This is a genomic window from Salinibacter grassmerensis (assembly GCF_947077765.1).
In the GTDB taxonomy this organism is placed as follows: Bacteria; Bacteroidota; Rhodothermia; order Rhodothermales; family Salinibacteraceae; genus Salinibacter; species Salinibacter grassmerensis.
This window is the reverse complement of record NZ_CAMTTF010000001.1, coordinates 997,245-1,022,610: the sequence shown is the minus strand read 5'-3', so window position 1 is coordinate 1,022,610 and position 25,366 is coordinate 997,245. Positions and strand designations below refer to the sequence as shown.

Sequence of the window (25,366 nt, the reverse complement as noted above, 5' to 3'; positions counted from 1 at the left end):
TGCCCCCCTTGCCCTATGCCCAGCATCCCCCTCAGCCCTCTTCTTAGGCGCAAAGGGACGGCGACGAATCTCGGTGGGAAAACGACGGGAATCCATTGATTCCCGAATAGGCATCAGTTTAGTTGGGCACTGGATCTGAAGCCTCTCCGTTCCGGAACCATTCCCCTGACGTCTCGCGCTCGTATGCCCAATTTTTCCCACCTCCACTGCCACACGCAGTACTCCCTGCTCGACGGCGCCGCCGACATCGACAACCTCATCGAAAGCGCTGAGCGCCGCGACATTCCGGCCGTCGCCATTACCGACCACGGCAATCTCTACGGCGTCCCGGAGTTCTACACCCGGGCTCAGAAGTCCGACGTCCAGCCGATCATCGGCTGCGAGTTCTACCTGACGCCGAGTGGCATTCAGGACCAGTCCGACCCCACCCGCTACCACCAGGTTCTCCTGGCGAAGGACCAGACGGGGTACAAGAACCTGATGCAACTCTCCTCTACCTCCTTCCTGGAGGGCTTCTACTACAAGCCGCGTATCGACCTTGGCCTCCTGCGCGAGCACCACGAGGGCCTCGTGGCCACCACCTGCTGCCTGCAGGGCCAGGTGCCGCAGATGATTCTGAACCAGGGCGAGGCGGCGGCGCGGGAGAAGTTTGAAGAGTACCTGGACATCTTCGGGGACGACTACTACATCGAGATCCAGGACCACGACATCGACGATCAGCACACCGTCAACGAGGTGCTGCTGCAGTGGGCCCGAGAGTACGACGTAGAGGTACTGGCCACCAACGACGTTCATTACGTCAATCAGCAGGACCACGAGGCCCAGGACATCCTGCTCTGCCTCCAGACGGGGGACGACTACAACGACCCCAACCGGATGCGCTTCAGCAACGATCAGTTTTACATGAAGGACTCGGAGGGCATGATGGAGGCCCTCACGGGCATCCCGGAGGAGTTTCAGCGTGAGGCGCTCGTCAACACCAACAAGGTGGCCGACAAGTGCGCGTTCGACCTCCCGATGGGGGATCTTCTGATGCCTCACTACCCCATTCCGGAGGGGTTCGAGGACATGGACGAGTACCTGCGCCACCTCACCTTCGAACGGGCGAAGGAGCGCTACGGGGAGCCGCTGCCCCAAAAGGTTGTCAATCGGCTCAACCACGAGCTCGGCATTATTGCCGACGAGGACTATTCCGGCTATTTCCTCATCGTTCAGGACTTTACGGACGCGGCCCGCGAACTTGACGTGCGCGTGGGGCCGGGGCGGGGCTCCGCCGCCGGGAGCTGCGTGAGCTACTGCCTCGGCATCACCAACGTGGACCCGCTCGAGTACGATCTCCTCTTCGAGCGCTTCCTCAATCCGGAGCGCGTGTCGATGCCCGACATCGACATCGACTTCGACGACCGGGGCCGCGAAAAGGTCATCGACTACGTGGTGGAGAAGTACGGGCAGGAGAATGTATGCCAGATCATCACCTTCGGCACCATGGGCGCGAAGACGGTGGTGCGCGACGTCTCGCGCGTGCTCGACATTCCGCTCGACCGCGCCGACGAGATTGCCAAGATGATCCCCGACGGCCCGGGCGTGGACCTCGAACAGGCCTTCGACGAGAACCCCGACTTCCGCGCGCTGAAGGACGCGAACAACCCGGAGGTCAGCAAAATGATGCAGTACGCGGACGTGCTGGAAGGATCGGTGCGGCACACCGGCGTCCACGCCGCCGGGGTCATTATCGCGCCCGGCGAGGTGAGCGACTACGTGCCCGTCTCCGTCGCCAAGAGCAAGGGCGAAAAGGTCGTCACGACTCAGTACGACGGCGACTGGGTGGAGGAGTTTGGGCTGCTGAAGATGGACTTCCTCGGTCTCAAGACGCTCACGCTCATCGAAGACGCCGTCGAGCTCGTCGAGGACACCCGCGACGTGGACCTCAACATCGACGACATTCCGCTCGACGACGAGGACACGTTCGAGCTTTTCCAGCGCGGCGATACGGTCTCGATCTTCCAGTTCGAGTCGACCGGCATGCGGGAGCACCTCCGCAAGCTGAAGCCGACGGAGATCGGCGACCTGATCGCCATGAACGCGCTCTACCGGCCGGGGCCGATGGAAAACATTCCCACCTACGTGGCCCGCAAGCACGGGCGGGAAGAGGTGGAATACCCCCATCCGCTGCTGGAGGACATCCTGGAGCCGACCTACGGCATCGCCGTGTTTCAGGAGCAGGTGATGCAGATGGCCCGCGAGCTGGCCGGCTTCTCCCTCGGCGAGGCAGACATCCTGCGCCGCGCGATGGGCAAGAAGAAGGCAAAGCTCATGCGCAAGCAGCGGGAGAAGTTCATCGAGGGGTGTAAGGAGGAGAATGACATTCCGGAAGACGAGGCGGACGAGCTCTTCGACATCATCAACGAGTTCGCCGGGTACGGCTTCAACAAGTCCCACTCGGCCGCCTACTCGCTGGTCGCCTACCGCACGGCCTACCTGAAGGCCCACTACCCGCCGGAGTTTATGGCGGCGGCGATGACCAACGAGATGGACGACACCGATAAGCTGTCAAAGGTGTTGGAGGAGGCTCGGAGCATGGGCCTGGAGGTGCTCCCTCCCTCTATCAACCGCAGCCAGTCGCGCTTTACGGTGGAGCAGGGCACGGACGGCACGTATCGCGTGCGCTTCGGCCTCGCGGCTATTAAGAACGCGGGCGAGAAGGCAATCGACGCGCTGATCGAGGCCCGGGAAGAGCACGGCCCCTTCGACTCCATCTTCGACCTCACGAAGAACGTGGACTTCGGCACGGTCAACAAGCGCACCCTGGAAGCACTCGCTCAGGCCGGGGCCCTCGACGACCTGGAGGGCCACCGCGCACAGCTCATGGAGATTATGGACAAGGCCGTGCGCTACGGCCAGAAGGTGCAGCACGACCGCATGGCCGGCCAGAACTCGCTCTTCGGCAACGGCGACGCGGGCACCGAGGCGATGCAGCCGGGCCTACCGGACGTGGAGACCTGGGCCAAGTCACAGCGCCTGAAGGAGGAGCACGAGGTGCTGGGCTTCTACGTCTCCGGCCACCCGCTCGACGAATACCGGGCCGAGGCCGACGCTTTTGCGACCGCCCACTTCGGCGAGCCGGACCAGCTTGAGCGGGTCATCGAACAGGCCGCCGGGGGGGACGGCCGCAACCGAGGGCCCGTCCGCACCTTTTGTGGGATCATCACCGAGGTGGACCGCAATACCACGAAGTCCGGCAAGCCGATCGCGTTCGCCACGATCGAGGACTTTACCGGCCAGGGCGAGATGGTCCTCTTTTCCAGCATCCTCGACCGCATTCAGCCCTATCTGGAGGTCGACAACGTCGTCCTCGCGAAGGGCAACGTGGAGGTGCGCGGCGGCACTGTGAAGGTGCTCGCGAAGGACCTCACTCCGATGTGGAAGGTCCGCGAGCAGATGGTGAGCGAAGTGATTCTCACGGTGGATCTCGACCAGGTGATGCCCGATGAGCTCCGGACATTCCGACAGCTCTGCGAGCAGACCGAGGGCAACTGCACGCTCTACTTCGACGTGGACGCCCCTGAACTTCGGGGCCAGGAGCGCCTCCGTAGCCGCGCCTATGTCGTGGAACCAACCGCCGAGTTCATGCGGGGGGCCCAGCGCATCTTTGGTTCCGACAACATCGCCTTGAAGGGGAACTGAACGCTCTCTTCCCGTGGCGTTCCTCTGAAGAGCAGGCTGGTGTCGGCGGTGCAGAACACGTCCGCCGTACCGGTCGCGACCCCGCTCCCTGAGCCAAAAGATGCGAAACGCCGAACCGAAGACGCACGAATCTCCAGGGCTGTACCCCACCGGACTGGATGGGCGGAGTACGGATCGGCGTTCAATCCCTTCGGCTGCGGACAGCCCTGCCAGTGGGGGCGTCGAACGCAGGGTTACTCGATCAGAGTGACCGTCGTCGGGGTCGGCTGATCTCCAGTCTCCACGACCTCGACACGCACCTTTCGGTTGGTATCCAGGGAGTCGAAAGGCACCTCTAGAAAGTTTTTCAGCACCTGCGTCGTGTCTGTGAAGGCGAACTCCATGGTCCCTTCGTCCGGCACTTCGACGTGGACCTTGCGCTCTTCGGCGTTTATCTCAGCAATCGTTCCGTTGTAGGCGTTGGTGTCCATCGGCGAGTCTTCCGCACTTCCACATCCTACGACGAGAAACAGGACGAGTACAACCCATACCTTCGATAGTGACATAACATTGGGCACTTTTGTTTGGAGAGGAAAACTGCCATTATTATGGCACGTCGTAGGGAGAAATTCAACTTTCACGTCCATTCGGAGCTATTCTCCTCTCAATCTGTGCTGTGTAGGTCCAACTCAGGGCCTCTGTGCCGTAGAGGGGGCCGTGCGGTCGACCCCGACCACCCGGCGACGCAATCGTCCGCCCGGCGACGCTTGCCCCTGCTCGGTCTGACGCACGAAGACATGAGTCGTCCCCGCTCGGGGCGTCACCAGAGAGGCGCGAAGGTGGGACGGGGAGTAGTTGGGAAGCGGCACCGCCTCCTGGCTTGAAGTCGTGCGAGCCAAAACGGAGCTTACTTCATCCGCGCGGTTGTCGTACGCCCGCCACTTGACGGTGCGCTGCAGGGTATCGGGCGCTTGCCCATGGGCGGCCCGCAGGTCCTTGAAGGCAAGACGCCCGGACCGGACCGCAAACCGATCCAGGCCACCTCCCCAGTCCAGAAAGGCCTGTCCGATGGCGTCCCGTCGGGCGAGGAGGGTCCGGACCATGTGGTCGGCCACCTCCGCCGACGAGTAATCCGCCGTGGAGACGATGGCGCGCAGGTCCTGGCAGGAGAAATTCCGGATCTTCTTCGCGGCCCAGAACGCGTCGGCGGGGGTGGTGCGCTGGAACGCGAGGTTGGGCCACTCGGGGCGCCACGCCCGTGGATCGAATCCGCCAGTGCCGAAGCGGCCGACGGCCGGGTTGTTGGGTGGCTCAATTTCCGCCCAGTCTCCGCCGCTGAGCCCGAGCGTTCCGATGCGTTCAAAGACGCGGCCCAGCTCAAGCACGTGCTCGTGTCCCGACCACTCCGACTTCGGCGCCGCACCTGCACTGCCAAGTGTGAGGTGTAGATCCGTCAGGTAGTGTCGCACAAACCGGCGTCCCTCCACCCGCATTCCCACATCAAGCGTGTGGCGGGGACGAATCTTGCTGTGATGAATCCACGCCGCGATGACCCGAAGCCCCCGCAGTTCCCGTCGGTCCTCGTGGGGAAACACGTCGTTCCCGTCGTCCGCCCGGGTTCCCTTAAACTGAAACGGTCCGATGCGACGCTCAACACTAGAAATTCGGGTGGCGAGCACCCGGTACGTGCTGTCCGGACGCTGGGCGGCCGACGTGAGGAGGCTGTCCACACGAGACTGCGTGACGCCGCTTTCCGGCTCCGGTACCAACCGCTCCACTCGAACGCGACGCAGCCAATGCTGGGGCACGTTGTAGCCGAGCGCGTGCAGCAGACGACTGCTGATCATGGCGGCGCCGGTCGCCATCTCCGGATGAGCGGGCGCATCAAAGAGAATCCGAAATGCCCGGCCCGTAGTGTCCCGGATGGTCGCACGTGGGAGCTCTCCGTTTCCCCCCAAATCTACCACGCGCCACCTGGACCGGGAAGACGGCCCCGGCTCTTGGTTGGGGCCCCGGCGGAGTGCCGCCCGCGACATGGAGGATCGGTAGTGCCGGTTGGTGTACCAGGACGAATTGGGGACACCTCCGACCGTATTGACATTCGTCGCCGGGACGGCGTAGTCGCCCCGCACGCCGAAGCTGCGCTCGAAAAACTCCAGGGGCCCAATCCCGTGGTCCGACGGGGTGGGCTCCGGAAAGGGCATGTCCATGCGATCAGGGTCGTGCCACAGCGGGTCGTCGGTGAGAAACCGCTGCGCGACTGCGGACGAAGGGCTCCCGCCCAGAAGAAGCAACAGGCACAGCACCCCTCCAGCGTACCGGACCCGCACCTCACGAGTCAACCCGAGAAACGCAACGCACATGGTAGCTAAAAGAGAGAGCCTAGGTCAAGGTGCAGCTCCCATCCTCCCCGTCCCCGGGCTACGTCGACGCGCCCCAACGTTTTCCCCTCGTTCTTGACCCGAAAACCCAGGCCGTATCCGACGCGTGGGTCCGCAACGTCAACGTCCCCGATGTTGCGAAACACATGCCCCGCGTCGGCGAAGACCGCCATGTCGATCCAGTGCCAGATCTGGCATCGAACCTCCGCGTTCGCCAGAAGCACGTTTCGATCCCGAAATCGCCCCGATGGGTACCCTCGGAGGGATCGTGCCCCCCCTACGGACTGCAACCGATAGAACGGAACGCGCCCGTCCCCCGAGTGGGTCACCGACGCAAACTGGCGGAAGGAAAAGCCGTGGAGCAGCTCCTTCCCAATCGGCATAAACTCCCGCACGTCGAGGGTGAGGCGGGTGAAGTCGACATCCTGCCCCCGCATGCTGAAGTTGTGTGTCACCTCGGAGGCGAGATAGAACCCACGGGACGCGTCGAGCGATACCCCTCGCAGTCGGGGTTCCGTCGGGGCGAACCGGTGTCCAAAGGCACGGGTGTACGGTGTATCCCGGACGTCAAGCTCAAAGAAGGCGCCGAGCATTAGGTAGTCCACGTTGGTCTTCACACCGGGAAGGGTCGCCCCGAACTGATCCGCCACCGTCGGGCGGTCTCCTTGCCCTGTCCCGTACCGATTTGCCTGGTACGAGACATGTCCGCCGAGGAGCGCACTGGGCTTTGGCGACCATCCCAGAAGCCCCCCCACAACTCCCTGATCCAATCGAAAGCCGGCCTCCGTGTCCACCTGGCTGTCGGCCCCGACCCCGTAAAAGCTCTCGCGGGGACGGTGCTGATACCGAGCGTACGCGTACCCCACATAGGGCTCGAAGACGCCCCCGAAGCGTGCCCCCGTCCCGTAATATTCACGGAGGCTGCCAAGAAGCTCCGCCTCGGCGAGGCGCTGCTCCTCCTTCCAAAACGTCGGCTCGTAGAGCACCCCCGCCGTCGTTCCCGCATTTCCGTCGAGCCCCCCAAAAACCGGGTGGAAGTCGGCAACCTCCAACTGGGGCACATCGAGAATCAGACGGTGGGGCACAACGGCGCCGCCGAAGCTGCCCACGAACGACGCGGCCCGCTCCATGAAGGTCGGTCTGTGTTCTTCCATCGACTGGGCCTTCTGGCGACGTACACTACGCCACCGAGCCGCCCGGCTGGTATCATACACAGCCCTTCGGTCCAATGAAGAGTCGGCGATCGCCCCTGACCCCGTTGGTTGCGATGTCGGCTGGGCGTGCGCTTCTTTTGCTGTTGGCAAAGCCCAAAGGACCAGGATGGTCGCACATGCAGCCCCGAAGGCAGCGACGCGACCAATGGACCTGCGGCCTGGACCGGTCATTGGAGCAGAGGACGGTGAGGATCGTGAACGCAGCGGCTTCGAGATCGCAGGGACTAGCACGAGAGACTCTATAAAAAGTTTTCACGATCGACCAGGACGAGACGCCGACATTTTGGTCCGGCACTCGCTCCGGGCCCCACTTCCCGCAGGGGGCGCAGGGTACACATTCGTCCGTGCAGGGTAACTGTTCGGGCCTCCTGGTGTAGACGCTACGGATGAGACGGCCCGCCGTCAAGCCCCCACCCGACGGTATATCCCTCGTCCCCCGGCGGCCGGAACGCACTTCGGTCTTGGCGGTGGTCTACGTGAGAATCCGTTGAACGAACGCGCTTTCCACAATGCACCTTGCCCTCATCGACGCGTCCCTTGGCACCCCGCATGCCCAGCGCAACTTCAAGCGGGAAGTCGACGCCTCTTTGAGCGTCTATAATGCCAACGAGGGAGAGATGCCCCCGCCCATCGGCAAGCCCCCTTCCGTTCAAACGGGAGGCGAGACCTCCCGGTCATTTGACGGAGCCATAATTAGTGGCTCACAGTCGTCCGTCTACGACAGTCAACGGGCCTGGATACAGGAGCTGAGCCAGTGGGTGGAAGGGGCCATTTCCGACGGCCTGCCCATCCTCGGCGTCTGTTGGGGACACCAGCTTCTCGCCCAGATTCTGGGAGGGACCGTTCGCGGAGGCAACTATGAGTTGGGCTACGTCAAGGTTCAGCAGGAAGCGGACGATCCGATCTGGAACGGGCTCTCGGATCCCTTCACCGTCTTCGCCACACATTCCGACCACGTGGTGAAGATGCCGCCTGACGCCCACCTCTTGGCCTCCAACGAGACGGGGGTGCAGGCACTCCGCTACGAGCAGGTGTACGGCGTGCAGTTCCACCCCGAGTATGACCTGAAGACTGCTGAGGCCATGATTCACTCCAAAGACCTGTCCGAGCGCAAGATCCAGGGTGCCCTAGATACTTGTACGGACGCCAACGTAAACGCGGCCGGGACCGCTACCCGCATTTTCGAGAACTTTCTCGACCACGTGGCCGCCTCTGAGGCCCCCTCGTCCACCCTGAATGCTTAGTCGTTCTCTTTCAGTCCGTCATGAACACTCTTCCCCTCACCATAGACCAGCTTCGGAAGCACACCGCGGGCGGGTCTTTTGAACGCGGCCGGCAATACCTTCAGGACGGGGCCGTGCAGTCCGTAGAACGGACCCACGATCACACCTTGAAGGCCAAGGTGCAGGGAAGCGACGTGCACCCGTACTTGGTGACCGTCCAGTTCGACGCCGACCACATCACGGCCGTTGAGTGCACGTGTCCGTATTATGAGGGCTCTTGGTGCAAGCATGTCGTCGCTACCATACTGAAGGTGCTCGACAACGACGAGGTGCCTAAATCGGACCCCGCCGCGGTCGCCGATCTCGTGGCAGACATGGATCGGGACGAGCTGGCCACCCTCATCGAGCGGCTTGTGAAGCACGACCCACGTCTCTTGGATCAGATCGAACGGGAGCAGGCCCGTCTGACTGGAGAGTCCGCACCCTCCGACGGCTCTGTGTAGCCGCCTTCCTGTGCTCGTTGCGCTACGGGCCTGTTTATCGGACTCCGGCCGGGATTTATCCTCCCTCAACGCTTCCCACCCGTAGTGCGCACCGTCGCGATCGTCAGTCCAACGGCCGGGAGTGGGGGCCGACGCGCATGGTTTCGTACGCTCTCTCAACGCCCAGCCACAACCCCCTCGCACTCGGTGCACGACGACCAGGCTCGGGGCCGCGATGGACTGAGCCTACCTCATCTCTGCTATGCTCATCGGTTTTGCGAGAGCACACCCCCACTTCTCGGCGGCGTGGAAACGCACTGGGGGCGCCACCTTACCATCATCCGCCCTGATGATCAGCATCAGATCTGGACGGAGGCGGACGGTGAAATCTTGGGACATCTCCTGATGACTGCTGGGATGCCTCTTCAGGTGCTCCATACGCAATACCGAGGTTCCTCCTCTCCCTCGATAGATGGAATTTCGGGCCGGGCTCCTTCCCCGAATCTCTTCTCGGCCTGTAGGGTACCACACACGCACTGAATTTGCTTCCCGCCCCAAGGCTCATGGCGACGCCTACGCTCGACGACGACGGTTCCACGGTGACCCTCGACCTGCACGGCCTGTCGGTCGACGAGGCGCTCGATGTGACCTACAGCACGCTTCGTCTTGCCGAGACTCGCGGGCGGAGCCAACTGAAAGTGATCCACGGATCCTCCACCACGCAGGGCCAGCGTCGCACCATCAAGAGCGCCCTACATGATCAGCTCGATCGCGGGTCCTTGGGCTCCCACGCGACAAATATCATTCGGTCCCGCGACACCCTAACCCTGGCCCTCGACCTGACGGCAACCTCCGACCCCACGCCCATTACACTGCGCGACGTGCGCCCCTAGGGGCCATTTCAACGCGTCTCACATGCGGTCCGCCGTTCGGATGGCATGCGATTTGACCTCACTTTCCGCCCGTCTTTCTGCACTGCCGACCCTCAGTGGATTATGCCCGCCCACATTGGCATTACGACCTCCCACGCGGACGGGACGCAACGCCTGGATCGCCGGTACACGACGGCCATTGAGGACGCCGGCGGGGTCCCCGTACTACTTCCCATCACCGAGTCCAATCGAACGGTCGAAGAGACGCTGGGCCACATCGATGGGCTGGTGGTGCCGGGGGGACCAGCCGTCACCGATGGGCTCACCGGTCCGCTCCCTGAAGAACTCGACGCCCTCGACCCGCGGCGGGCCGAATCGGACCGCCGCTGGATTGAAGCCTGCTGGCAGACCGGGCGGCCCATCCTCGGGATTTGCTACGGCATGCAACGCCTCAACGCCCTGTCGGGCGGCACGATCTACGGGGACGTGGAGGCCGAGCACGACGGTGCGCAGACGCACAGCCAGAAACGCGGAGCCATAACGCATCCGGTAACCCTGCGGTCCTCTTCTCGTCTGCACCGATGGGTCAACACCGAGACCTTGGCCGTCAACACGCGTCACCTCCAGGCCATCGCAACGGTCGGGGACGGATTTTCGGTGGCGGCCACGGCCCCGGATGGGGTGATCGAGGCGATCGAACACGAGAGTGGGCGCCTGTTCGGCGTCCAGTTTCACCCCGAACGCATGGGGGACGTCACCCGGCCGCTCTTCCAGGCATTCTTGGAGCAGGCCCGAACGAGGTCCGTCCCCGCCTCTCTCTGAGGTCTCACGCCCTCGCTGCTCGTCGGTTTTCACGATTGCACTGTCATGCGCCTCCCTTTCTGGTCCAACCGACCCGACGACGGCATCGACTCGTCTTCCCCAGGGGCCGACCAACTCATTCGTCGTCTCTCGGCCGTCATGCTCAGCGGTGTGACGTTGCTCATCGTCCTGAGTGCGGTCGCCCCGTTCTCTCCGGGACAGTCTCAAGTTCTCTCCGACCTTCCATTTTTCACCCCTGCCCTGCTGCAGGGCCCTTCCCCTTCGGAGGCGAGCACAGCTCCCGCCCTGGCGGACCGGTCGTCGCATCCGTCGACGAAGCTTGAGCCCTACTTCACCCCGTCTGCCTCCCTCGCGGCGACCCGCAACCCGGACATCCTCCGGCAGTTTCACGACCTGCTGGACCAGTACGTCCACCGGCAGGCCCACGACGACAACTTTACCATCCGGGTCATCGACCGCCGGACGAACGAGGTGCTGGAACTGTTTGAGCTTACGGACCTCCGGGCGTCGTACGAAGACGGAGCCCCCATAGACTGGGACACGGTGGACGAGCGGCGTCACGAGGCCATGGACCGGCTCGTGGACAAGTACGAGCGGCGCGGCGTCCCGCTCGACGACATCATCGTCCGCTGGGGGCGGGCCGATCAGGTGCAGACCGCCCACGAGCGCGACCGGGCCTACCGGGCCTACGAGCGCCAGCTCGCCGAGCACCTCGGGCTGAGCCTGCTTGCCACAGAGATTGGGACCGTCGAGACGTTCAATCAGGATCATCTCGTGTCGACGGCGGGCGCCGTGAGCCGCTACCAGATGCTGCCCTGGATCCTACGCCGAGGCGGCGTGACCGAGTACACGCTTCCAACTGCGGCCGAGTCCTGGGTGCGGGTCCGGGAGGAGCGCAATCCCCTTCTCGTGTTGGAGCCTGCCTTCCTGCTGTTGCGTGGCTACGTCAACGCCGTGGGGCACGAGCTTCCGGGCCTGTCGGCCTACCACGCCGGGCCCGGCAACATCTTTAAGCTGTATCGCAGGTTCTACACCTCGGACCGCTTCACCCCCTCCTCAACCGTGGCGGACGCCTACGCCTGGGCGGTTACGGAGGGCTTCGACACGGTGAGCGACGGGTCCTCCTTCGGCGGCGACTCCCGCGGCTACGTCCCCGCCACGTACGGCGCCCTCACGGCCCGCGACGACGGCCCGTTGGACGCGGCCCCTCCGCTCCAGGCTGTCCAGCTGCAGGTGGCACCGGGAAACTCAGTTGCGCTGCGGGAGCTTCTCGCTCCCCTCAGCACCACGGCGCAATCGTTCGACTGGGGGCCGGCCGCCGACACCGCCCGGACGATATACGACCGCTTCCGCGCACTGAATCCCCACATCGAGCTGCCGTCTTCCCCCGACGGCGCCATCCCGGAAGCTGGCAACGTGCGGTTCGTCTCTGCCATCGACGGCAAAGCCGTGCGCTTTTTCCTTCCCCTCGGGACCCCTGATGTGCTTCGCGCCGCAGGCGTCCGTGCCCTCGATTCGTCCGCCACCGTCCGCTACGACGCCTCCACCTACGCAGGGCCCGAGCCGAGCCAGGTGACCCGATGGGACCAGCAGTACGACACCCTCGTCGACGACATCGCACACTTCGGCTTCACCGAGGCCAACCGCGAGCGCCTGCTTCAGCTCCACGACCGCTTCGAGACCCTCGCCGAGCAGCGGCCGTCCCAGTACCGGCACCGCCAGCTTCGAATTATCAGCACGCACCGGCGGCTCTGGATGTCCAATCCCTGGCAGGAGCTGGCCGACGCGACGACCCGGGCCACGGGCCAGATGACGATTGAAGGCCGCCCTCTCGATCTCTCGTCGACGGTCCCCACGGTCCCCGACACGCTCCGGCGGCGGCCGTAGTCTCTCGGCGCGCCGACGCCGCAGCGACCCTCAGTCCTCCAGGAACTCGCCGCGCTTGATGCCCTTCCGGAGCTCCTGCAGCGACATCATCTTCTGCTGCAGGCGCTGAACCTCGTCGTCGGCCCCCTGCTGGCTGGCCTGGTACATCCGCTCGCGAACCGCCTCGATGGCCTCGTCGACGCGGTCCATCTTCAAGAACTTCATCGCGCTTCGGGCCGCCTCGTAGGGACGGTCGTTAAGGTGGGGCACCGGGATGTCTTCCTTCTGGGCCCAGTGCTCGGAGGCCTCGTGCTCGTCCATCATCACCGATGCGCCGAGTTGCTGAAGCGCCTCTCCATGCTCACCGTTCAGAATCTGCTGGGGCTGCACGCGGCCGTCTTCGTACATCTCGGCGAGGGCCTGGGCGAACGCGCGCGGCGGTCCCTCCGAAAACTCATCCAGCGCCATGTGCCCCAGCACAAGGCTCACCATGCGATGCCCGTTCTCCAGCATGAGGCGGAACAGCACCCGCTCTTCCGGGAGCAGCACGGGACCGGACGCCGTCTTCCCGTTTGCGGAGGTGGAAGGCGGGGACAACGCACCGTTCTGGGTGGGCGAGGCGGTCTCCTCCTCGGCCGGGGGCGCAGTCTCTTCCGCCTGCCTCTGCTGACGCTTTTGCTCTCGCTTTCGTTGCCGCTGGGCTCGGCGCTCCATCTGCTCTCGTTCCTCCTCCAGCATGCGGAACAGATCCGAGTCCGGCACGCCGGTCACCTCACTCGTATGGGATACGTACTCGCGGCGCAGGTTCGGGTCCGGGATCCGGGCAACCGACTCGATGATCTCGCGCTGGACCTCGACCCGGTCTTCGGGGGTCTCGAGGACCCCGTTGCGGCGGGCCCGCTGGTAGGCGAACGACGGAAGGTCCTGCCGGTGCTCCTGAACGTAATCGGAAAAGGCATCCCCCCCATGCTCCTGAACGTACTCGTCCGGGTCGTTGCCCGAGGGGAGCTCTACGGCGTAGGCCCCCAGCCCCGCCTCTAACACACGCTCCATTCCCCGCAGGGCCGCCCGCTCTCCCGCCTCGTCGGCATCGTAGAGCATCACCGCTCGCTTCGCGTACCGGTCGAGCGCGCTGATCTGCTGCTCGGTGAGCGCCGTGCCACTGGAGGCAACGACGTTTTCCACCCCGGCCTGCGACAGGCTGATCACGTCCGTGTACCCCTCCACGAGCAGGACTTCATCGACGTTGCGGATGGACTGTTTGGCCTGGTGCAGGCCGTAGAGCACCTCTTTCTTGTGGTAGACCTCCGTCTCCGGAGAGTTGATGTACTTCGGCTGATCGCGCTCGTCATCGGGATCGAGGATGCGTCCGGCGAAGGCCAACACCTTGCCGATGTGAGAGAAGATGGGAAAGATGATGCGCCCCCGATAGCGGTCGTAGTACCCGCTTCCGTCGTTGCGCTCGATGATGAGCCCCGCCTTTTCGAGGGTCTCCAGGTCGATCTGCTCCTCGTCCGCGGCCGTCAACAGGGCGTCCCACTCGTCGGGGGCGTAGCCGAGCCCAAACTGCTTGATGGTCTGCGGGGTGAAGCCGCGCCGACGGAGGTAGTCGAGCGCGGGGCGTCCCCGGTTGGACTGCGTGAGCTGGCGGTAGAAGAATCGGGCCGCAAAGCGCAGGGCGTGCAGGACAGCCTCGCGCTCGTTGGCCGCGTCGGGGTCGGTCTCCTCCTCCGGCAGCGGAACGCCGTACCGCTCCGCCAGCATCCGCACGCTTTCCAGAAAGCCGACGCCTTCGATCTCCTGGACGAACTTGAAGGCGTCCCCGCCCTTCTGGCAACCGAAGCAGTAGTAGAGGTTCTGATCCGGGTCGACACTAAAGGAGGGCGTGTCCTCGTTGTGGAATGGACAGAGCCCCATGTACCGCGACCCGCTTTGCTTCAGCTGGACGTAGTCCTCCGCCACCTCCACGAGATCAACCGCGGCGCGGACCTCCTCAACTTTTTCGTCCGGAATCGGCATGACTGGGAAAGCGCCTTGCAGCAAACATGGCGCACATGTGTGTTGGATGCGTGGCCGGGGTCTTTTCTATGCGATCCGGCCCCGGTCACCTGTGATCTCGGTCTGGATCCGATGGGCCTGCTCCTCCTCACCCTCTACCGGCCCCACGTCGGGCTGGTTGGAGCACTGGCACGAGGTGAGACTGGCACAGAGAAGAAGGGCCGCAAATACGAGCGATCGTTTCATGGGCAATGGGCAAATTGGGGAGACACGAGCACACAGCCCCCGCCACCGGGGGATAGAGGGCATTTTGCATAGAAAATGCTACGGGGCCCGGGTTTACAATGTGTCTATCACTTCGGAGCTTCATGGTGAATGCGCGCAACGAGGACTGCTCGTTCTCACCGTCTGTCTACACACTGGTTTCCGACGCATGACCGACTTACAAGATCGAATCGAATCGCTGGTGGCTCAGTCCAAAGAGTCCTCGGGTGTCGACCGGGGCGCCGCCGGCGACGCCGTGGCCGACCTCGTGCAGGCCCTCAACGCCGGCGAGGTGCGTGCCGCCACCCCCGCCGACGACGGTGCCTGGCACGCCAACGAATGGGTCAAGGAAGGCATTCTCTTGGGCTTTCAGATCGGCCGCACCGTCGACTACTCAACCGACCGGTTCCCATTCTACGACAAGAACACGTTTCCAGTCAAGCCGCTCCGCAAGGCCGACAACGTGCGGCTCGTGCCGGGCGGCTCGGCAATCCGGACCGGGGCGTATATAGCGCCTGGGGTGGTCTGCATGCCCCCGATGTACGTGAACGTGGGGGCGTACGTCGACGCGGAGACCATGATCGACTCTCACGCCCTGGTGGGAAGCTGCGCACAGATCGGCAGGCGGGTGCATCTCTCTGCCTCCGCCCAGGTTGGCGGCGTGCTGGAGCCCGTGCACGCTACGCCGGTGATCGTGGAGGATGATGTCTTCGTGGGGGGCAACGCGGGGCTCTACGAGGGCTGCATCGTGCGGACCGGGGCCGTGCTGGCCGCAGGGGTCACCCTTACCTCGTCCACTCGACTGTACGACCTCGTGGAGGAGACGGTGCACACGGCCTCCGACGACGAGCCGCTGGTTGTGCCCGAGAATGCCGTGGTCGTGCCAGGCGCACGGTCCGTCGACTCGGCGTTTGGGGAGGAGCACGGCCTCTCCCTCTCGACCCCCGTCATCGTCAAGTACCGCGACGCCGATACCGACGCCGCCACGGTCTTGGAGGATGCGCTCCGGTAGCTGGGGGCCTTGCCCCCGCTCGCCCACCGGGGGCGTCAATTGGACACTCTCAATTCGGCACTCGGCGTTTAGCAGGGAGCCCTCTCCTCAACAGATGCACTCACTGACTGGGGACGCTCCGCCTCTGCTCAAATACCGCCTCGTCCGTATTGGAGGAGCATGAGGACCTGCCTCGCGAGAACTACTCGCGCGCGAGCGAAAACCCGGCGTGGGTCAATACTTCGCCCAGCTTCGCCTCTAGCTTGTCGCTTTCCACGATCGTGAGCTCGGTGCCCCGCCGCACCTTTGAAAGCAACGTGTGCTTATTGATGCCCTCAATCTCGTCGGCCAGCGCCGAGATCTTCAGGTACGGCTTCAAAGACTGCAGTTCGTTGATAGTCATATCGGGTGGAGCAGTCGAGCGATTTTACACTCAAAATGGAGATTCTATAGTCATTTGAGTTTTGCTTGTTTCGATTCAGTTATAAGAAGGGCACTGGGGACTTCAGCGTTCGATGAGGAACATTAATTACCCTATCGGATAAATTATTACGCGAACGGACACCTAATACGTCAACTCAACACCGATAGGCGCCCTTTATGAAAAACTTTTCTCCTCTCTTTCGGTCTTCTTTTCGGCGCGACACGGACTCGCAGCGTTCCAATCCGCCCGTCCACAGGCACCATGTGCACGACATGGAAGCGGCCCTCGGCGCATCGATCGGACGCAACTTTGATTTCCTGAGTCGCCGGTTCCGAGACGTACGGTCCGCCCCTGCTCCCCAGTCGTCCGCAAGGCAGGTCCGAAAGTAGAATCGTGCCCGCGGACGAACGCCCGCAGACTCTCGGCCGTGAGCAGCCGGACGGCCCGCTGAGCAGAGACAGGACTGGGTTTCAAGCAGGTTGACGGGTTGGGGCGTACGCTATCTGTACTCCAGATCTACGCTGGAGTCCTCAATGATTGGTATGCGGGCACATGTACCCGCCCGGCCCACGACGTACGTCACGACGGCGTGCACCTGGGACGACGGCGAGAGTACAGAGGGTCTGTGTCGGTACTTGAAGCGGAGCGGAGTTCCTCTGCGTCGTGCGATCGAGGCGCGAACCAGTGCCACCACTCATCCTCCACGGAGCACTCATGTTCGCCCCGGTCAACCGGGGATCATGCCGCCACAAACGGATCGGTACGTGGGAGAGGGTCAAGAGCGATCAGTGGAGGAACCGCACTTCTCACGGATCAGACACTGAGAATAGTCGGGGGGTACCCGCCACCAATGACGCCTGACAGTTGGGGACCATCAGGTGCGCATGTCCACAGGGCCCGTCCGCCGGAGAAGATGGCGATGAGTTCGAGACGATTTAGGTGGTTTGCCCTACGTTCCACAAGACATTTGGCCCGGCACTGCCTGACGGACCCCACAAACAAAAATGCCCCTGAGCAGGACGCTCAGGGGCATTCGAGTGGATCGGGCCGAGTTTACCACTCGGGCTCGGTGAGGGCGTCAATGTTAACGGCGTTCAGTCCCTTCTCCGTCTCTTCGATTTCGAACTCGAGACGATCGCCTTCTTCCAGGTCTTCGTCGGGCACCTCACTGTGGTGGAGGAAAACGTCGTCCTCTCCATTGTCGGGCTCAACGAATCCATATCCTTCGGCAGGGCTAAACCACTTAACGGTTCCTGTCTCCATAATTCAGTTGGGATCTTCTCATGTTCGCGTTCAGCGGACCTCCGACTCCCTCTCCGCAGAGGAAAAGGACCCGGAATTTTAATTACATCGGTCTTTTATGCGACCTCCTCGTACTTGTTCTGCGGCCATGTGGAACGCTTTTGGAACGCCCTCCGTCTCGATTCCGGCGTCAGCCGACCCGAAATCAGGCCACCTAGAGGCTTTGTCTGACCTTCACGGCTCGCCCCCCTAGATTTTTGCTGGCCCTCCATCTTTTCTAAGCTTTTTCGGTCTATGCACTGTCCCTCGTCTTCCCCTCGTATCGTCGTTTTGTGCGCACTCATCGGGGTCTTGGGATTGGGGGTCGCCTGTTCATCCTCACAGCCGCCCGTCTCCGCGACCGAGACGGACGAACCAGCCGCCTCCTCTGGTCCGTCCCTCTTTCTGCTGTACACGGCCTCAACCGGCGGCCTCATGCTCCATGATGCACGCGAGGACAAGAGTCAGACCCTCGTCGGGGGCGCCACGGCCAAGCAGGCCCGGGCGGTGTCGCCGTCCGGTCGTCACCTTGCGTTCAGCTACGCCACGGCGGACTCGTCCCACCTCGCACTGCTGGATCTGACGACACAGAAGACACGCCGTGTGCACGCCATGGCCGGGACGGAGGTCACCTACTCGCTGGCCTGGCACCCCGACCAGGATCGCCTCGCCGTCGGTCACTACCGCCCCACCGACGACGGCGGGCGTGGGCCCGGGGGGCTCCAGGTCGTGACGCCCGACGGCACGACCCGGGACGTGGGATGCAGCAGCGTCCGCGAGGTCCTGCACTGGCTGGAAGACGGTTCGCTTGCCGCCCGCACCGACGACAACCTGTACGTAGTGGACGCAGGGGACTGTACCACCCAGGCCTCACTCGACATCCGCCGCATGCACTACATTCGCTATGCTCCTACCGGCCAGCAGATGGCCTATATCTACCGGGAGCTCGAATACAACCGGGACCGCGGCGAGTACGTGCCCGACTCGTCCTTCGTCCTGAGCGGCCCCGACGGCACCAATACCGAGACCCTGTTCGAAGACGAGCGCCGTGCCCGCCATCACCGGTGGGCCCCGCAGACAAAGGAGGTAGCCCTCGATGTACAGGTTGAGGCGTCCGGCCACCGGCAGGTGGTGGTCTACGACGGCTCGCGCCCCACTTTCCTCGTCTCCCCCGACCAAGCCACCGCCGACCAGGTGCATCCCCGGTGGTCGCCTTCAGGCACCCGCCTCGCCTTCACCCTGCGGAGCGACGCGTCCCCGCAGGCCGCCGTGCGGGTGAAAGGACAGACCCGCCGCCTTGGCCGAGTGGAGGGGGCGGTCTGGGGTTGGCTCGATGATCGCTCGGTGGTGGTGCCCGGCCCGGATTCTGTACGGGTGAAGTCCTTGAGCGGAACGACCCGCTACACGCACTCTGCCCCCCAGACCCTCCTTCACGTGTGGCGTCGGCCCGCTTCGTAGGCCCTGCCGGGAGGGCCTCCTACCCCTGAATTTCCGTCACGAGCTGGATTTCCTTCAGCACACTCTGGACCTCGAAGCACTCCTCAAAAGTGCCCTCGTAGACGGTCGCCTTGCCCTCGTTGTGAACCGTCCAGGCCATGTCTTCGGCCTCACCACGGCTACAGCCCGTGGCCTTCACCAGCTGCCCGATGACCTCCTCGAAGGTGTGCACTTCGTCGTTGAAGAGGACGACGAACCAGGGCTCGTCGGTGCCCCTGTCTTCCTCTTCTTGTTCGGCCTCTTCCACCTCCGGCGGCGCCGGTTTGACGTCCGGCTCAGCCGGTGCCCCAAGCATGCGTTGCGGAAAACCCTCAGTCATAGCAAGCAAACGAATGGAATTCGTGAACGGATTGTCGCAGGCAAACGCATCGAGTACCCAATGGGGTGAGGACGGTTGCGTCGTCAGGCCGTTCCCTCCTCGGCCGCCTCGCGGGACGCAGATTCGATCTGGATGTCGAAGTTTTCGGTGACAGGGTTTGCGAGTAGCTTTTCGCAGGCCTCCGTGGCCACCTCACGGGCCTCGGCTTCGCTGGCCGCGTCGATCCACACCTCCGCCTGCTTGCCCATGCGTACCTGGTCCACCGCGTCGTACCCGAGGTTGGTCAGGGCGTGCTGGATGGTCTTGCCCTCGGGATCGAGGATGGACGGGCGGAGGGTGATCGAGATCGTAGCTTTGTACATGGGTGCAGTCGGATGCAGAAAACGGCAGAGAATGTTGAGATGGTCGGCGTCTTCAGGAGCCCGGCGGCCCGTCCGGCACCGGAGCAATGAGCGCCCGCCCGAGCTTGTAGAGAGCCCGTCCCACGCCGTGCAACAGGTAGGCAGTCAGGACGATCAGAAGCCCCCGCTCTTGGAGCCCCACGATCAGCAGTCCCGCGAGCCCGTACGCGGCAACTTTTCGGGGATGCGTGCGCACGGTCTCCAGGGAGGGCATGGGGATGGCGTCGAACCGGATGCTCGATACCATCAGCCCGGACAACACGATAACGACGGGCAGCACGACGCGGAGGCTGTCGAGGGCAAAGCGGCCGTCCCAGGGCGAGTTCTCGGCAGCCAGGATGAGCGCCACGACGGCAATGGCCTGTCCCGGAATGGGAAGGCCCTCGAAGCCTTCTTTGTCGCTCTCGTCCGCGGTCATGTTGTAACGGGCCAGCCGCACCGCCCCGCAGAGTGCCGGCAGGGCAGCAACGATCATCCCGACCGGGTTGAGGGCGTTCAGCACGTATCCGTAGAGCAGAAATGACGGTGCCACCCCGAACGACACGATGTCGCTGAGGGAATCGAGCTGGACGCCAAATGGGCTGTCGGCGCCCGCGAGGCGTGCCATCACGCCGTCGAGCAGATCGAAGAAGCCGGCCAGCACAATGAGCCAGCAGGCCATGACGAACGCTGCGTTCGCCACCTGCGTGAGGGCCATGAACCCGCACAGCAGGTTCATCAGCGTGAAGAAGGACGGCACCGCCACCCGGGGCGGCGGTCGGTCGCCCCGCTGCTCACGGCGCGCACTCCGATAAGCACGGAGACGACGCCGAACGCTCGCCGGCCGGGAGGAGCGGTCGTCCGCCCGGGCCGTACTGCCCGCACGGTCGGCCCCAAAGAGGTCGATCATCCCATTCGGTCAGCAATCAAGAAGCAGACGAGCGGCGTGCGGACGAGGCGGCCGGCGCGGCGGTTGCCTCCGAGGACGAGGACTGGCCGGAGTCGGGCGTCGGGATGCGTCCCAGAACCGTCGTCCCCGCCCGCACCACCTGTCCCTCTTCTGCGTGAAGCTCTACCGATGGCGGCACGAGCAGGTCCATCCGGGACCCAAACTTGACGATGCCGAAGCGCGCCCCGGTTTCCACCGTATCCCCCTCATGGAGATCGTATTCGATGCGGCGTGCCACCGCCCCCGCGATTTGCTTAAACAGGAGTTTCGTGCCACTGGGGTGTCGCAGGCCGAACTCGGACCGCTCGTTCTTTTCACTGGCCTTCGGATGCCACGCCACGAGGTAGTCACCCGGACGGTACTCGGCGTGCTCGATGACGCCCCGTGCCGGCACCCGGTTCACGTGCACGTCCAACGGCGAGAGAAAGATGGAGATGCGCCGGGCCGGGCCGTCGAGATACAGGGGCTCCTCCTCTTCCGCGATCTCCACGACCCGGCCGTCGGCCGGGGCCACGATGCCAGTCTCCAGGGCGTCCGGCGGCGGCGTCCGCTCCGGGTCCCGGAAGAAGTAGAGAGTAAACGCGAGGCCCCCAATCGCAAGAGCGAGCATCAGCCCCCGCCACAGCCACGCGTCGACCCAAAACGCCCCTGCCGTCAGCACGAGCGCTAGGCTCGCAGCGACGGCGATAATTGTGTATCCTTCGCGTGCAATCACGACCAGGTCGACGTTCGGAAAGAAGCCGGGTCCGCATACTGAGGGACGGTGCGATTCACCGACAACTCGCTTTACCTTCAGAGCACAGAAAAGTTCACCCGTCCCCGTGAACGTTGTCCGGAAACCCTCATGGCCCTAGCGGTAGAGGCTCGCCGTGATGAGGGGCACACGCGCAGCAACGGGGACATCATTTCGGAGTGTGGGACGAATCGTGATGTCTGGCACGCCGACGGACCACGTCCCTCCTCGAAAAGAGAGCGCCCCGCGCCCGTTTGGAGCTGATAGTGTCGCTCCGAGGGCGGCCCCAATGGCCGCTCCCACACCCGCCCCAACGCCTGCTCCCACCTGCTGTCCCGGAGTTCCACTTCCGATGAGGGCCGCTCCCCCAATGCCCACCAGGGCTCCCATTGCACCGACGGTGAGCTCCCCAAGCCCCGCAGCGAAGAGGGCCTCTCCGGGCAGCCCGTCGTCCGCAAGCCCGGCCCCGAGCACCGCTCCAATCGGCGCACTCCCAACGATCAACAGCAAGGCGGCCCCTTGGGCCCGTAGCTCCTCGTTGTCCCCGTACCGGCCCTGATCGTGGCGGCCGGTCAGGTCGGCGTCGGACAAGAGAAGGAGCGTCCCTACACTGACTGTCACCCCGGCTGCACTGCCCAGAAGGGCGCGACGGAACCGAGACGAGCCGTCCAGGGCGGGCAGAAGCGGGGCGGGCGGACGTCCACGCAGCCGAGAGCGCATCTTCCCGCCCTCCGTGGTGGCAAGCATGCTCGGGCGTGCTCCACTCCGCTCCACGGCACGCCGGGCGAGCTCGTCCACGGACGGGACATCGACGGACTGGGGCGCGCGCACCGCCTGGCCCGAAGCCGGAGCCGTCGCCCCCGCCCAGACAGCGAGCAAAAGAACGACCGCACGCGCCAGGGGGGCGAGTGCCCGCGACCAGCACTCTCGGTGGCACGTGAGACTGGCAAGATCGAAAGACATGACCTGTGGGGCTTGAGATCCGATGACCGTGGGACCTCGTACGCCGCACGCCCCCGCCCATCGGTAACAGAACGCACAGGTGCCGACCGTCCGGGATACTCCGCCTCAACGGCCTACTATCGGGATAGGTACAGGTCCTTCATCTCGTAGGGCTGCTCAAACTGCTCGGCGTCGAGGGACTCCACGAACGCAATCGACTCGCCCGTCGACTTCATCTCCGGCCCGAGTTCCTTCGGCACCTCCGGGAATTTGTCCCACGAGAAGACAGGCTCCTTGATTGCGTACTCCTCCAGGTCCGACTGCAGATCGCCCCGCTCGCGGAAGGTCTCGAGCTTCTCACCGAGCATGACCTTCGTGGCGATGGCGGGGATCGGAATGTCGGCCGCCTTGGCGATGAAGGGGACCGTGCGGGAGGCCCGCGGATTGGCCTCGATGACGTACACCGTTCCATCCTTGACAATGAGCTGCACGTTTACGAGGCCGAGGACATCCAGCTCAAAGGCAAGGGCCCGCACATACTCCCGAATGGTGTCCAGCACCGCGTCGGAGAGGCTGAACGGCGGCAGGACGGCGGTCGAGTCGCCGGAGTGGACCCCCGCCGGCTCGATGTGCTGCATCATGCCCGCAATCCAGACCTCATCGCCGTCACAGATGGCGTCCACGTCCAGCTCAACCGCGTCTTCGAGGAAGCGGTCGAGCAGGATCTCGTTGTCGGGGTACGTCTCCAGGACGTTGCCCACGTACTCGGCCACCTCGTCCTCATTGATGGCGATGCGCATGCCTTCGCCCCCGAGCACGTAGCTGGGCCGGATCAGGGTCGGATACCCGAGACGGTCGGCGGTCTCGAGGGCCTCTTCCCTCGAGTGGGCCACGCCGTAGGGCGGGAACGGAATGTCCAGCTTCTGGAGAATGGACGTGAACTTGCCACGGTCCTCCACGAGGTCCATCTTCGAGTACGAGGTTCCCAGGATCTGGATGCCATCCTCCTCGAACCGCTCGCCGAGCTTGATGGCCGTTTGGCCGCCGAGCTGGAGGATCACCCCCTCCGGCTGCTCCAGGTCGATGACGTCCTGCACCCGCTCCCAGAAGACCGGCTCAAAGTAGAGCTTGTCGGCCACGTCGAAGTCCGTGGACACCGTTTCGGGGTTGCAGTTCAGCATGAGGGCCTCGTAGCCCATCTCCTGGGCGGCCTTCACGCCGTGGACGCAGCAGTAGTCAAACTCGATGCCCTGCCCAATGCGATTGGGGCCGGAACCGAGAATTAGCACCTTCGGCTGGTCCGTGACCGTGCTCTCGTTGACGGTCTCGTAGCTGGAATAGTAATAGGGCGTCTCCGCCGGGAACTCGCCGGCACAGGTGTCGACGAGCTGATAGGCCGGGGTGACGTCTTCGTCCTTCCGGTGGGCGCGCACCTCGCGGTCGGACACGTCCTCGGGGACGAGAAAGGCAATCTGCTCGTCGGAGAAGCCCGCGCGCTTGGCCTCTTGAAGGAAGCGGGCGTCCATCTCGCGGAGGGAAGTGGAGCGGATTGCCTCCTCAAGGGCGACGAGATCCTTGATCTGATAGAGAAACCACTTGTCAATCTGGGTAATGTCGTGTACCTCTTCCACGCTCGCCCCGTAGCGGAAGGCGTGGCGGACGTGCAGCAGGTTGTCCCAGCGTGGGGCCGTCAGCCGCTCACGCACCGTTTCACGGTCGGCGTCCGGGCGGTCGGCCCCGAGGCCCGCGTACCCGATTTCGAGGCTCTGCCAGGCCTTCTGCAGGCTTTCGTTGAACGTGCGGCCGATCGACATGACCTCGCCGACGGCCTTCATCTGCGTGGTGAGCTCCTCGTCGACCCCCTCGAACTTGTCGAAGTTGAAGCGCGGAATCTTGGTGACCACGTAGTCGAGCGAGGGCTCGAAGCAGGCACTCGTGTCGCCGGTGACCTCGTTCGGCAGCTCGTCGAGCGTGTAGCCAACCGCCAGCTTCGACGCCACCTTCGCGATGGGGTACCCGGTCGCCTTCGAGGCGAGGGCCGAGGAGCGGCTCACCCGCGGGTTGATCTCGATCACAATCATGCGCCCGGTGCCCGGCTCGAAGGCAAACTGGATGTTGCACCCGCCCGCAAAGGTGCCAATCGAGTTCATCGCCTTGATCGCCGCGTCGCGCATCCGCTGAAACTGCTTGTCCGTCAACGTCTGCTGGGGCGCCACAGTCACCGAGTCGCCGGTGTGCACGCCCATCGGCGTCACGTTCTCGATGGAGGCGATGATGATCACGTTGTCGTTGGGGTCGCGGAGCAGCTCCAGCTCGTACTCCTTCCACCCAAAGAGGCACTCGTCGATCAACACCTGATGGGTCGGAGAGAGCTCCAGCCCCCGAGTGATCATCGCTTCGAATTGCTCCTCCTTCCACACGATCCCCCCGCCCGAGCCCCCGAGCGTATACGACGGCCGGATGACGACCGGCAGTCCCCCGAGCTCCTGAGTGATTTCCTTGGCCTCCAACAGGCTCTTGGCCGTGTCACTGCGGGACTGGTCGAGCCCAATATCGTCCATCAGCGTCCGAAATTCCTGGCGATCCTCCGTGATCTGGACCGTATCGATGTCGACCCCGATCACTTCGATGCCCTCCTCGTGCCAGAATCCATCTTTCTTCAGGTCCTGCGCCACATTGAGGCCGGTCTGGCCGCCCATCGTGGGCAGCACGGCGTCCGGCTCCTCCTCGCGGGCAATCTGCGCAATGGACGACGGGGTGAGCGGCCGGAGGTACACCTCGTCGGCCATCAGCGGGTCGGTCATGATGGTGGCCGGATTGGAGTTCACCAGAACCACCCGGTAGCCCTCGTCCATCAGGGCACGGGCCGACTGGCTGCCGCTGTAGTCAAACTCGCAGGCCTGCCCGATCACGATGGGGCCGGACCCGATGAGAAGAACGGTCTCGATGTCGGTGCGCTTGGGCATTGGGAACGTGCGTGGGTGCGTGGTGCGTGATGGATGAACACCGTCGGGGCCTCCCGACGTCAATGGTTCTCGGGCGTCTGCCTTCGCCTTGCTGCCGTT

At 64.0% G+C, this 25,366-nt stretch carries 21 protein-coding genes; 8 read left to right on the top strand and 13 right to left on the bottom strand.

Annotated elements, in window-relative coordinates:
* The first annotated feature begins 183 nt into the window (after positions 1–183).
* Positions 184–3,684, top strand: a complete 3,501-nt coding sequence (gene dnaE / locus OJB03_RS03975) for a DNA polymerase III subunit alpha (protein ID WP_263785452.1) — start codon at positions 184–186, stop codon at positions 3,682–3,684.
* Between the two features lie 233 nt (positions 3,685–3,917).
* Here the strand turns inward: dnaE and OJB03_RS03970 are convergent, their stop codons facing one another.
* The 3 genes from OJB03_RS03970 to OJB03_RS03960 all read right to left on the bottom strand — a co-directional run bounded on the left by OJB03_RS03970 (position 3,918) and on the right by OJB03_RS03960 (position 7,198).
* Positions 3,918–4,229: a hypothetical protein gene (locus OJB03_RS03970; RefSeq protein WP_263785451.1), complete on the bottom strand. Its 312-nt coding sequence runs from the start codon at positions 4,227–4,229 to the stop codon at positions 3,918–3,920.
* A 123-nt stretch (positions 4,230–4,352) separates the two neighbouring features.
* Positions 4,353–6,026 carry a hypothetical protein gene (locus tag OJB03_RS03965; RefSeq protein WP_263785450.1) on the bottom strand — a complete coding sequence of 558 codons (1,674 nt, stop codon included), beginning with the start codon at positions 6,024–6,026 and terminating at the stop codon, positions 4,353–4,355.
* A 5-nt stretch (positions 6,027–6,031) separates the two neighbouring features.
* The gene (locus tag OJB03_RS03960; RefSeq protein WP_263785449.1) at positions 6,032–7,198 is read right to left on the bottom strand and encodes an outer membrane protein assembly factor; all 1,167 of its coding nucleotides are present in this window, start codon (positions 7,196–7,198) and stop codon (positions 6,032–6,034) included.
* Between the two features lie 569 nt (positions 7,199–7,767).
* Here OJB03_RS03960 and OJB03_RS03955 point away from each other — a divergent pair.
* The 5 genes from OJB03_RS03955 (at position 7,768) to OJB03_RS03935 (ending at position 12,544) form a co-directional block, all read left to right on the top strand.
* Entirely contained in the window at positions 7,768–8,502 is a 735-nt protein-coding gene (locus tag OJB03_RS03955) for a type 1 glutamine amidotransferase (protein ID WP_263785448.1), read from the top strand.
* A gap of 20 nt (positions 8,503–8,522) precedes the next feature.
* Positions 8,523–8,984, top strand: coding sequence for an SWIM zinc finger family protein (locus OJB03_RS03950; RefSeq protein ID WP_263785447.1), 462 nt, complete (start codon positions 8,523–8,525; stop codon positions 8,982–8,984).
* A gap of 542 nt (positions 8,985–9,526) precedes the next feature.
* On the top strand, positions 9,527–9,856 hold the full coding sequence (locus OJB03_RS03945) for a Smr/MutS family protein (protein ID WP_263785446.1): 330 nt from the start codon (positions 9,527–9,529) through the stop codon (positions 9,854–9,856).
* A gap of 102 nt (positions 9,857–9,958) precedes the next feature.
* Complete coding sequence (locus OJB03_RS03940) at positions 9,959–10,657, top strand: gamma-glutamyl-gamma-aminobutyrate hydrolase family protein (protein ID WP_263785445.1); 699 nt, start codon at positions 9,959–9,961, stop codon at positions 10,655–10,657.
* Positions 10,658–10,702: 45 nt separating this feature from the next.
* Complete coding sequence (locus OJB03_RS03935) at positions 10,703–12,544, top strand: hypothetical protein (RefSeq protein ID WP_263785443.1); 1,842 nt, start codon at positions 10,703–10,705, stop codon at positions 12,542–12,544.
* Between the two features lie 30 nt (positions 12,545–12,574).
* On the opposite strand, the gene dnaG is transcribed toward OJB03_RS03935, so the two are convergent.
* Together dnaG and OJB03_RS03925 are read right to left on the bottom strand one after the other, a co-directional pair.
* Positions 12,575–14,542, bottom strand: coding sequence for a DNA primase (gene dnaG, locus OJB03_RS03930; protein WP_263785441.1), 1,968 nt, complete (start codon positions 14,540–14,542; stop codon positions 12,575–12,577).
* A 66-nt stretch (positions 14,543–14,608) separates the two neighbouring features.
* Positions 14,609–14,767: a hypothetical protein gene (locus OJB03_RS03925; RefSeq protein ID WP_263785440.1), complete on the bottom strand. Its 159-nt coding sequence runs from the start codon at positions 14,765–14,767 to the stop codon at positions 14,609–14,611.
* 187 nt (positions 14,768–14,954) lie between these two features.
* Here OJB03_RS03925 and OJB03_RS03920 point away from each other — a divergent pair, with 187 nt between their 5' ends.
* Positions 14,955–15,797, top strand: coding sequence for a 2,3,4,5-tetrahydropyridine-2,6-dicarboxylate N-succinyltransferase (locus OJB03_RS03920; protein WP_263785439.1), 843 nt, complete (start codon positions 14,955–14,957; stop codon positions 15,795–15,797).
* A 181-nt stretch (positions 15,798–15,978) separates the two neighbouring features.
* Here OJB03_RS03920 and OJB03_RS03915 read toward each other — a convergent pair whose 3' ends face one another.
* Positions 15,979–16,179: a hypothetical protein gene (locus OJB03_RS03915; protein WP_263785438.1), complete on the bottom strand. Its 201-nt coding sequence runs from the start codon at positions 16,177–16,179 to the stop codon at positions 15,979–15,981.
* A gap of 1,074 nt (positions 16,180–17,253) precedes the next feature.
* Entirely contained in the window at positions 17,254–17,463 is a 210-nt protein-coding gene (locus OJB03_RS03910; protein ID WP_263785436.1) for a cold-shock protein, read from the bottom strand.
* A 453-nt stretch (positions 17,464–17,916) separates the two neighbouring features.
* Between OJB03_RS03910 and OJB03_RS03905 the strand changes: the two genes are divergently transcribed.
* Positions 17,917–18,939: a TolB-like translocation protein gene (locus OJB03_RS03905; protein ID WP_263785435.1), complete on the top strand. Its 1,023-nt coding sequence runs from the start codon at positions 17,917–17,919 to the stop codon at positions 18,937–18,939.
* A 19-nt stretch (positions 18,940–18,958) separates the two neighbouring features.
* Here OJB03_RS03905 and OJB03_RS03900 read toward each other — a convergent pair whose 3' ends face one another.
* The 6 genes from OJB03_RS03900 to carB all read right to left on the bottom strand — a co-directional run bounded on the left by OJB03_RS03900 (position 18,959) and on the right by carB (position 25,267).
* On the bottom strand, positions 18,959–19,297 hold the full coding sequence (locus OJB03_RS03900) for an ATP-dependent Clp protease adaptor ClpS (RefSeq protein ID WP_263785434.1): 339 nt from the start codon (positions 19,295–19,297) through the stop codon (positions 18,959–18,961).
* An 83-nt stretch (positions 19,298–19,380) separates the two neighbouring features.
* The gene (purS, locus tag OJB03_RS03895; RefSeq protein ID WP_263785433.1) at positions 19,381–19,659 is read right to left on the bottom strand and encodes a phosphoribosylformylglycinamidine synthase subunit PurS; all 279 of its coding nucleotides are present in this window, start codon (positions 19,657–19,659) and stop codon (positions 19,381–19,383) included.
* Positions 19,660–19,711: 52 nt separating this feature from the next.
* Positions 19,712–20,587, bottom strand: coding sequence for a CDP-diacylglycerol--serine O-phosphatidyltransferase (pssA, locus tag OJB03_RS03890; protein ID WP_263785432.1), 876 nt, complete (start codon positions 20,585–20,587; stop codon positions 19,712–19,714).
* 16 nt (positions 20,588–20,603) lie between these two features.
* On the bottom strand, positions 20,604–21,341 hold the full coding sequence (locus OJB03_RS03885) for a phosphatidylserine decarboxylase family protein (RefSeq protein ID WP_263785431.1): 738 nt from the start codon (positions 21,339–21,341) through the stop codon (positions 20,604–20,606).
* A 135-nt stretch (positions 21,342–21,476) separates the two neighbouring features.
* Positions 21,477–22,322, bottom strand: a complete 846-nt coding sequence (locus OJB03_RS03880; protein WP_263785430.1) for a hypothetical protein — start codon at positions 22,320–22,322, stop codon at positions 21,477–21,479.
* 116 nt (positions 22,323–22,438) lie between these two features.
* Positions 22,439–25,267: a carbamoyl-phosphate synthase large subunit gene (gene carB / locus OJB03_RS03875; protein WP_263785429.1), complete on the bottom strand. Its 2,829-nt coding sequence runs from the start codon at positions 25,265–25,267 to the stop codon at positions 22,439–22,441.
* Positions 25,268–25,366: the final 99 nt, after the last annotated feature.

Coding starts and splice junctions, on each gene's coding strand:
- dnaE (WP_263785452.1), top strand. CDS start 184: ATGCCCAATTTTTCCCACCTCCACTGCCACACGCAGTACTCCCTGCTC.
- OJB03_RS03970 (WP_263785451.1), bottom strand. CDS start 4,229: ATGTCACTATCGAAGGTATGGGTTGTACTCGTCCTGTTTCTCGTCGTA.
- OJB03_RS03935 (WP_263785443.1), top strand. CDS start 10,703: ATGCGCCTCCCTTTCTGGTCCAACCGACCCGACGACGGCATCGACTCG.
- OJB03_RS03920 (WP_263785439.1), top strand. CDS start 14,955: ATGACCGACTTACAAGATCGAATCGAATCGCTGGTGGCTCAGTCCAAA.
- dnaG (WP_263785441.1), bottom strand. CDS start 14,542: ATGCCGATTCCGGACGAAAAAGTTGAGGAGGTCCGCGCCGCGGTTGAT.
- OJB03_RS03955 (WP_263785448.1), top strand. CDS start 7,768: ATGCACCTTGCCCTCATCGACGCGTCCCTTGGCACCCCGCATGCCCAG.
- OJB03_RS03905 (WP_263785435.1), top strand. CDS start 17,917: ATGCTCCATGATGCACGCGAGGACAAGAGTCAGACCCTCGTCGGGGGC.
- OJB03_RS03925 (WP_263785440.1), bottom strand. CDS start 14,767: ATGAAACGATCGCTCGTATTTGCGGCCCTTCTTCTCTGTGCCAGTCTC.
- OJB03_RS03950 (WP_263785447.1), top strand. CDS start 8,523: ATGAACACTCTTCCCCTCACCATAGACCAGCTTCGGAAGCACACCGCG.
- pssA (WP_263785432.1), bottom strand. CDS start 20,587: ATGATCGACCTCTTTGGGGCCGACCGTGCGGGCAGTACGGCCCGGGCG.
- OJB03_RS03910 (WP_263785436.1), bottom strand. CDS start 17,463: ATGGAGACAGGAACCGTTAAGTGGTTTAGCCCTGCCGAAGGATATGGA.
- OJB03_RS03940 (WP_263785445.1), top strand. CDS start 9,959: ATGCCCGCCCACATTGGCATTACGACCTCCCACGCGGACGGGACGCAA.
- OJB03_RS03915 (WP_263785438.1), bottom strand. CDS start 16,179: ATGACTATCAACGAACTGCAGTCTTTGAAGCCGTACCTGAAGATCTCG.
- OJB03_RS03880 (WP_263785430.1), bottom strand. CDS start 22,322: ATGTCTTTCGATCTTGCCAGTCTCACGTGCCACCGAGAGTGCTGGTCG.
- purS (WP_263785433.1), bottom strand. CDS start 19,659: ATGTACAAAGCTACGATCTCGATCACCCTCCGCCCGTCCATCCTCGAT.
- carB (WP_263785429.1), bottom strand. CDS start 25,267: ATGCCCAAGCGCACCGACATCGAGACCGTTCTTCTCATCGGGTCCGGC.
- OJB03_RS03945 (WP_263785446.1), top strand. CDS start 9,527: ATGGCGACGCCTACGCTCGACGACGACGGTTCCACGGTGACCCTCGAC.
- OJB03_RS03900 (WP_263785434.1), bottom strand. CDS start 19,297: ATGACTGAGGGTTTTCCGCAACGCATGCTTGGGGCACCGGCTGAGCCG.
- OJB03_RS03965 (WP_263785450.1), bottom strand. CDS start 6,026: ATGTGCGTTGCGTTTCTCGGGTTGACTCGTGAGGTGCGGGTCCGGTAC.
- OJB03_RS03960 (WP_263785449.1), bottom strand. CDS start 7,198: ATGGAAGAACACAGACCGACCTTCATGGAGCGGGCCGCGTCGTTCGTG.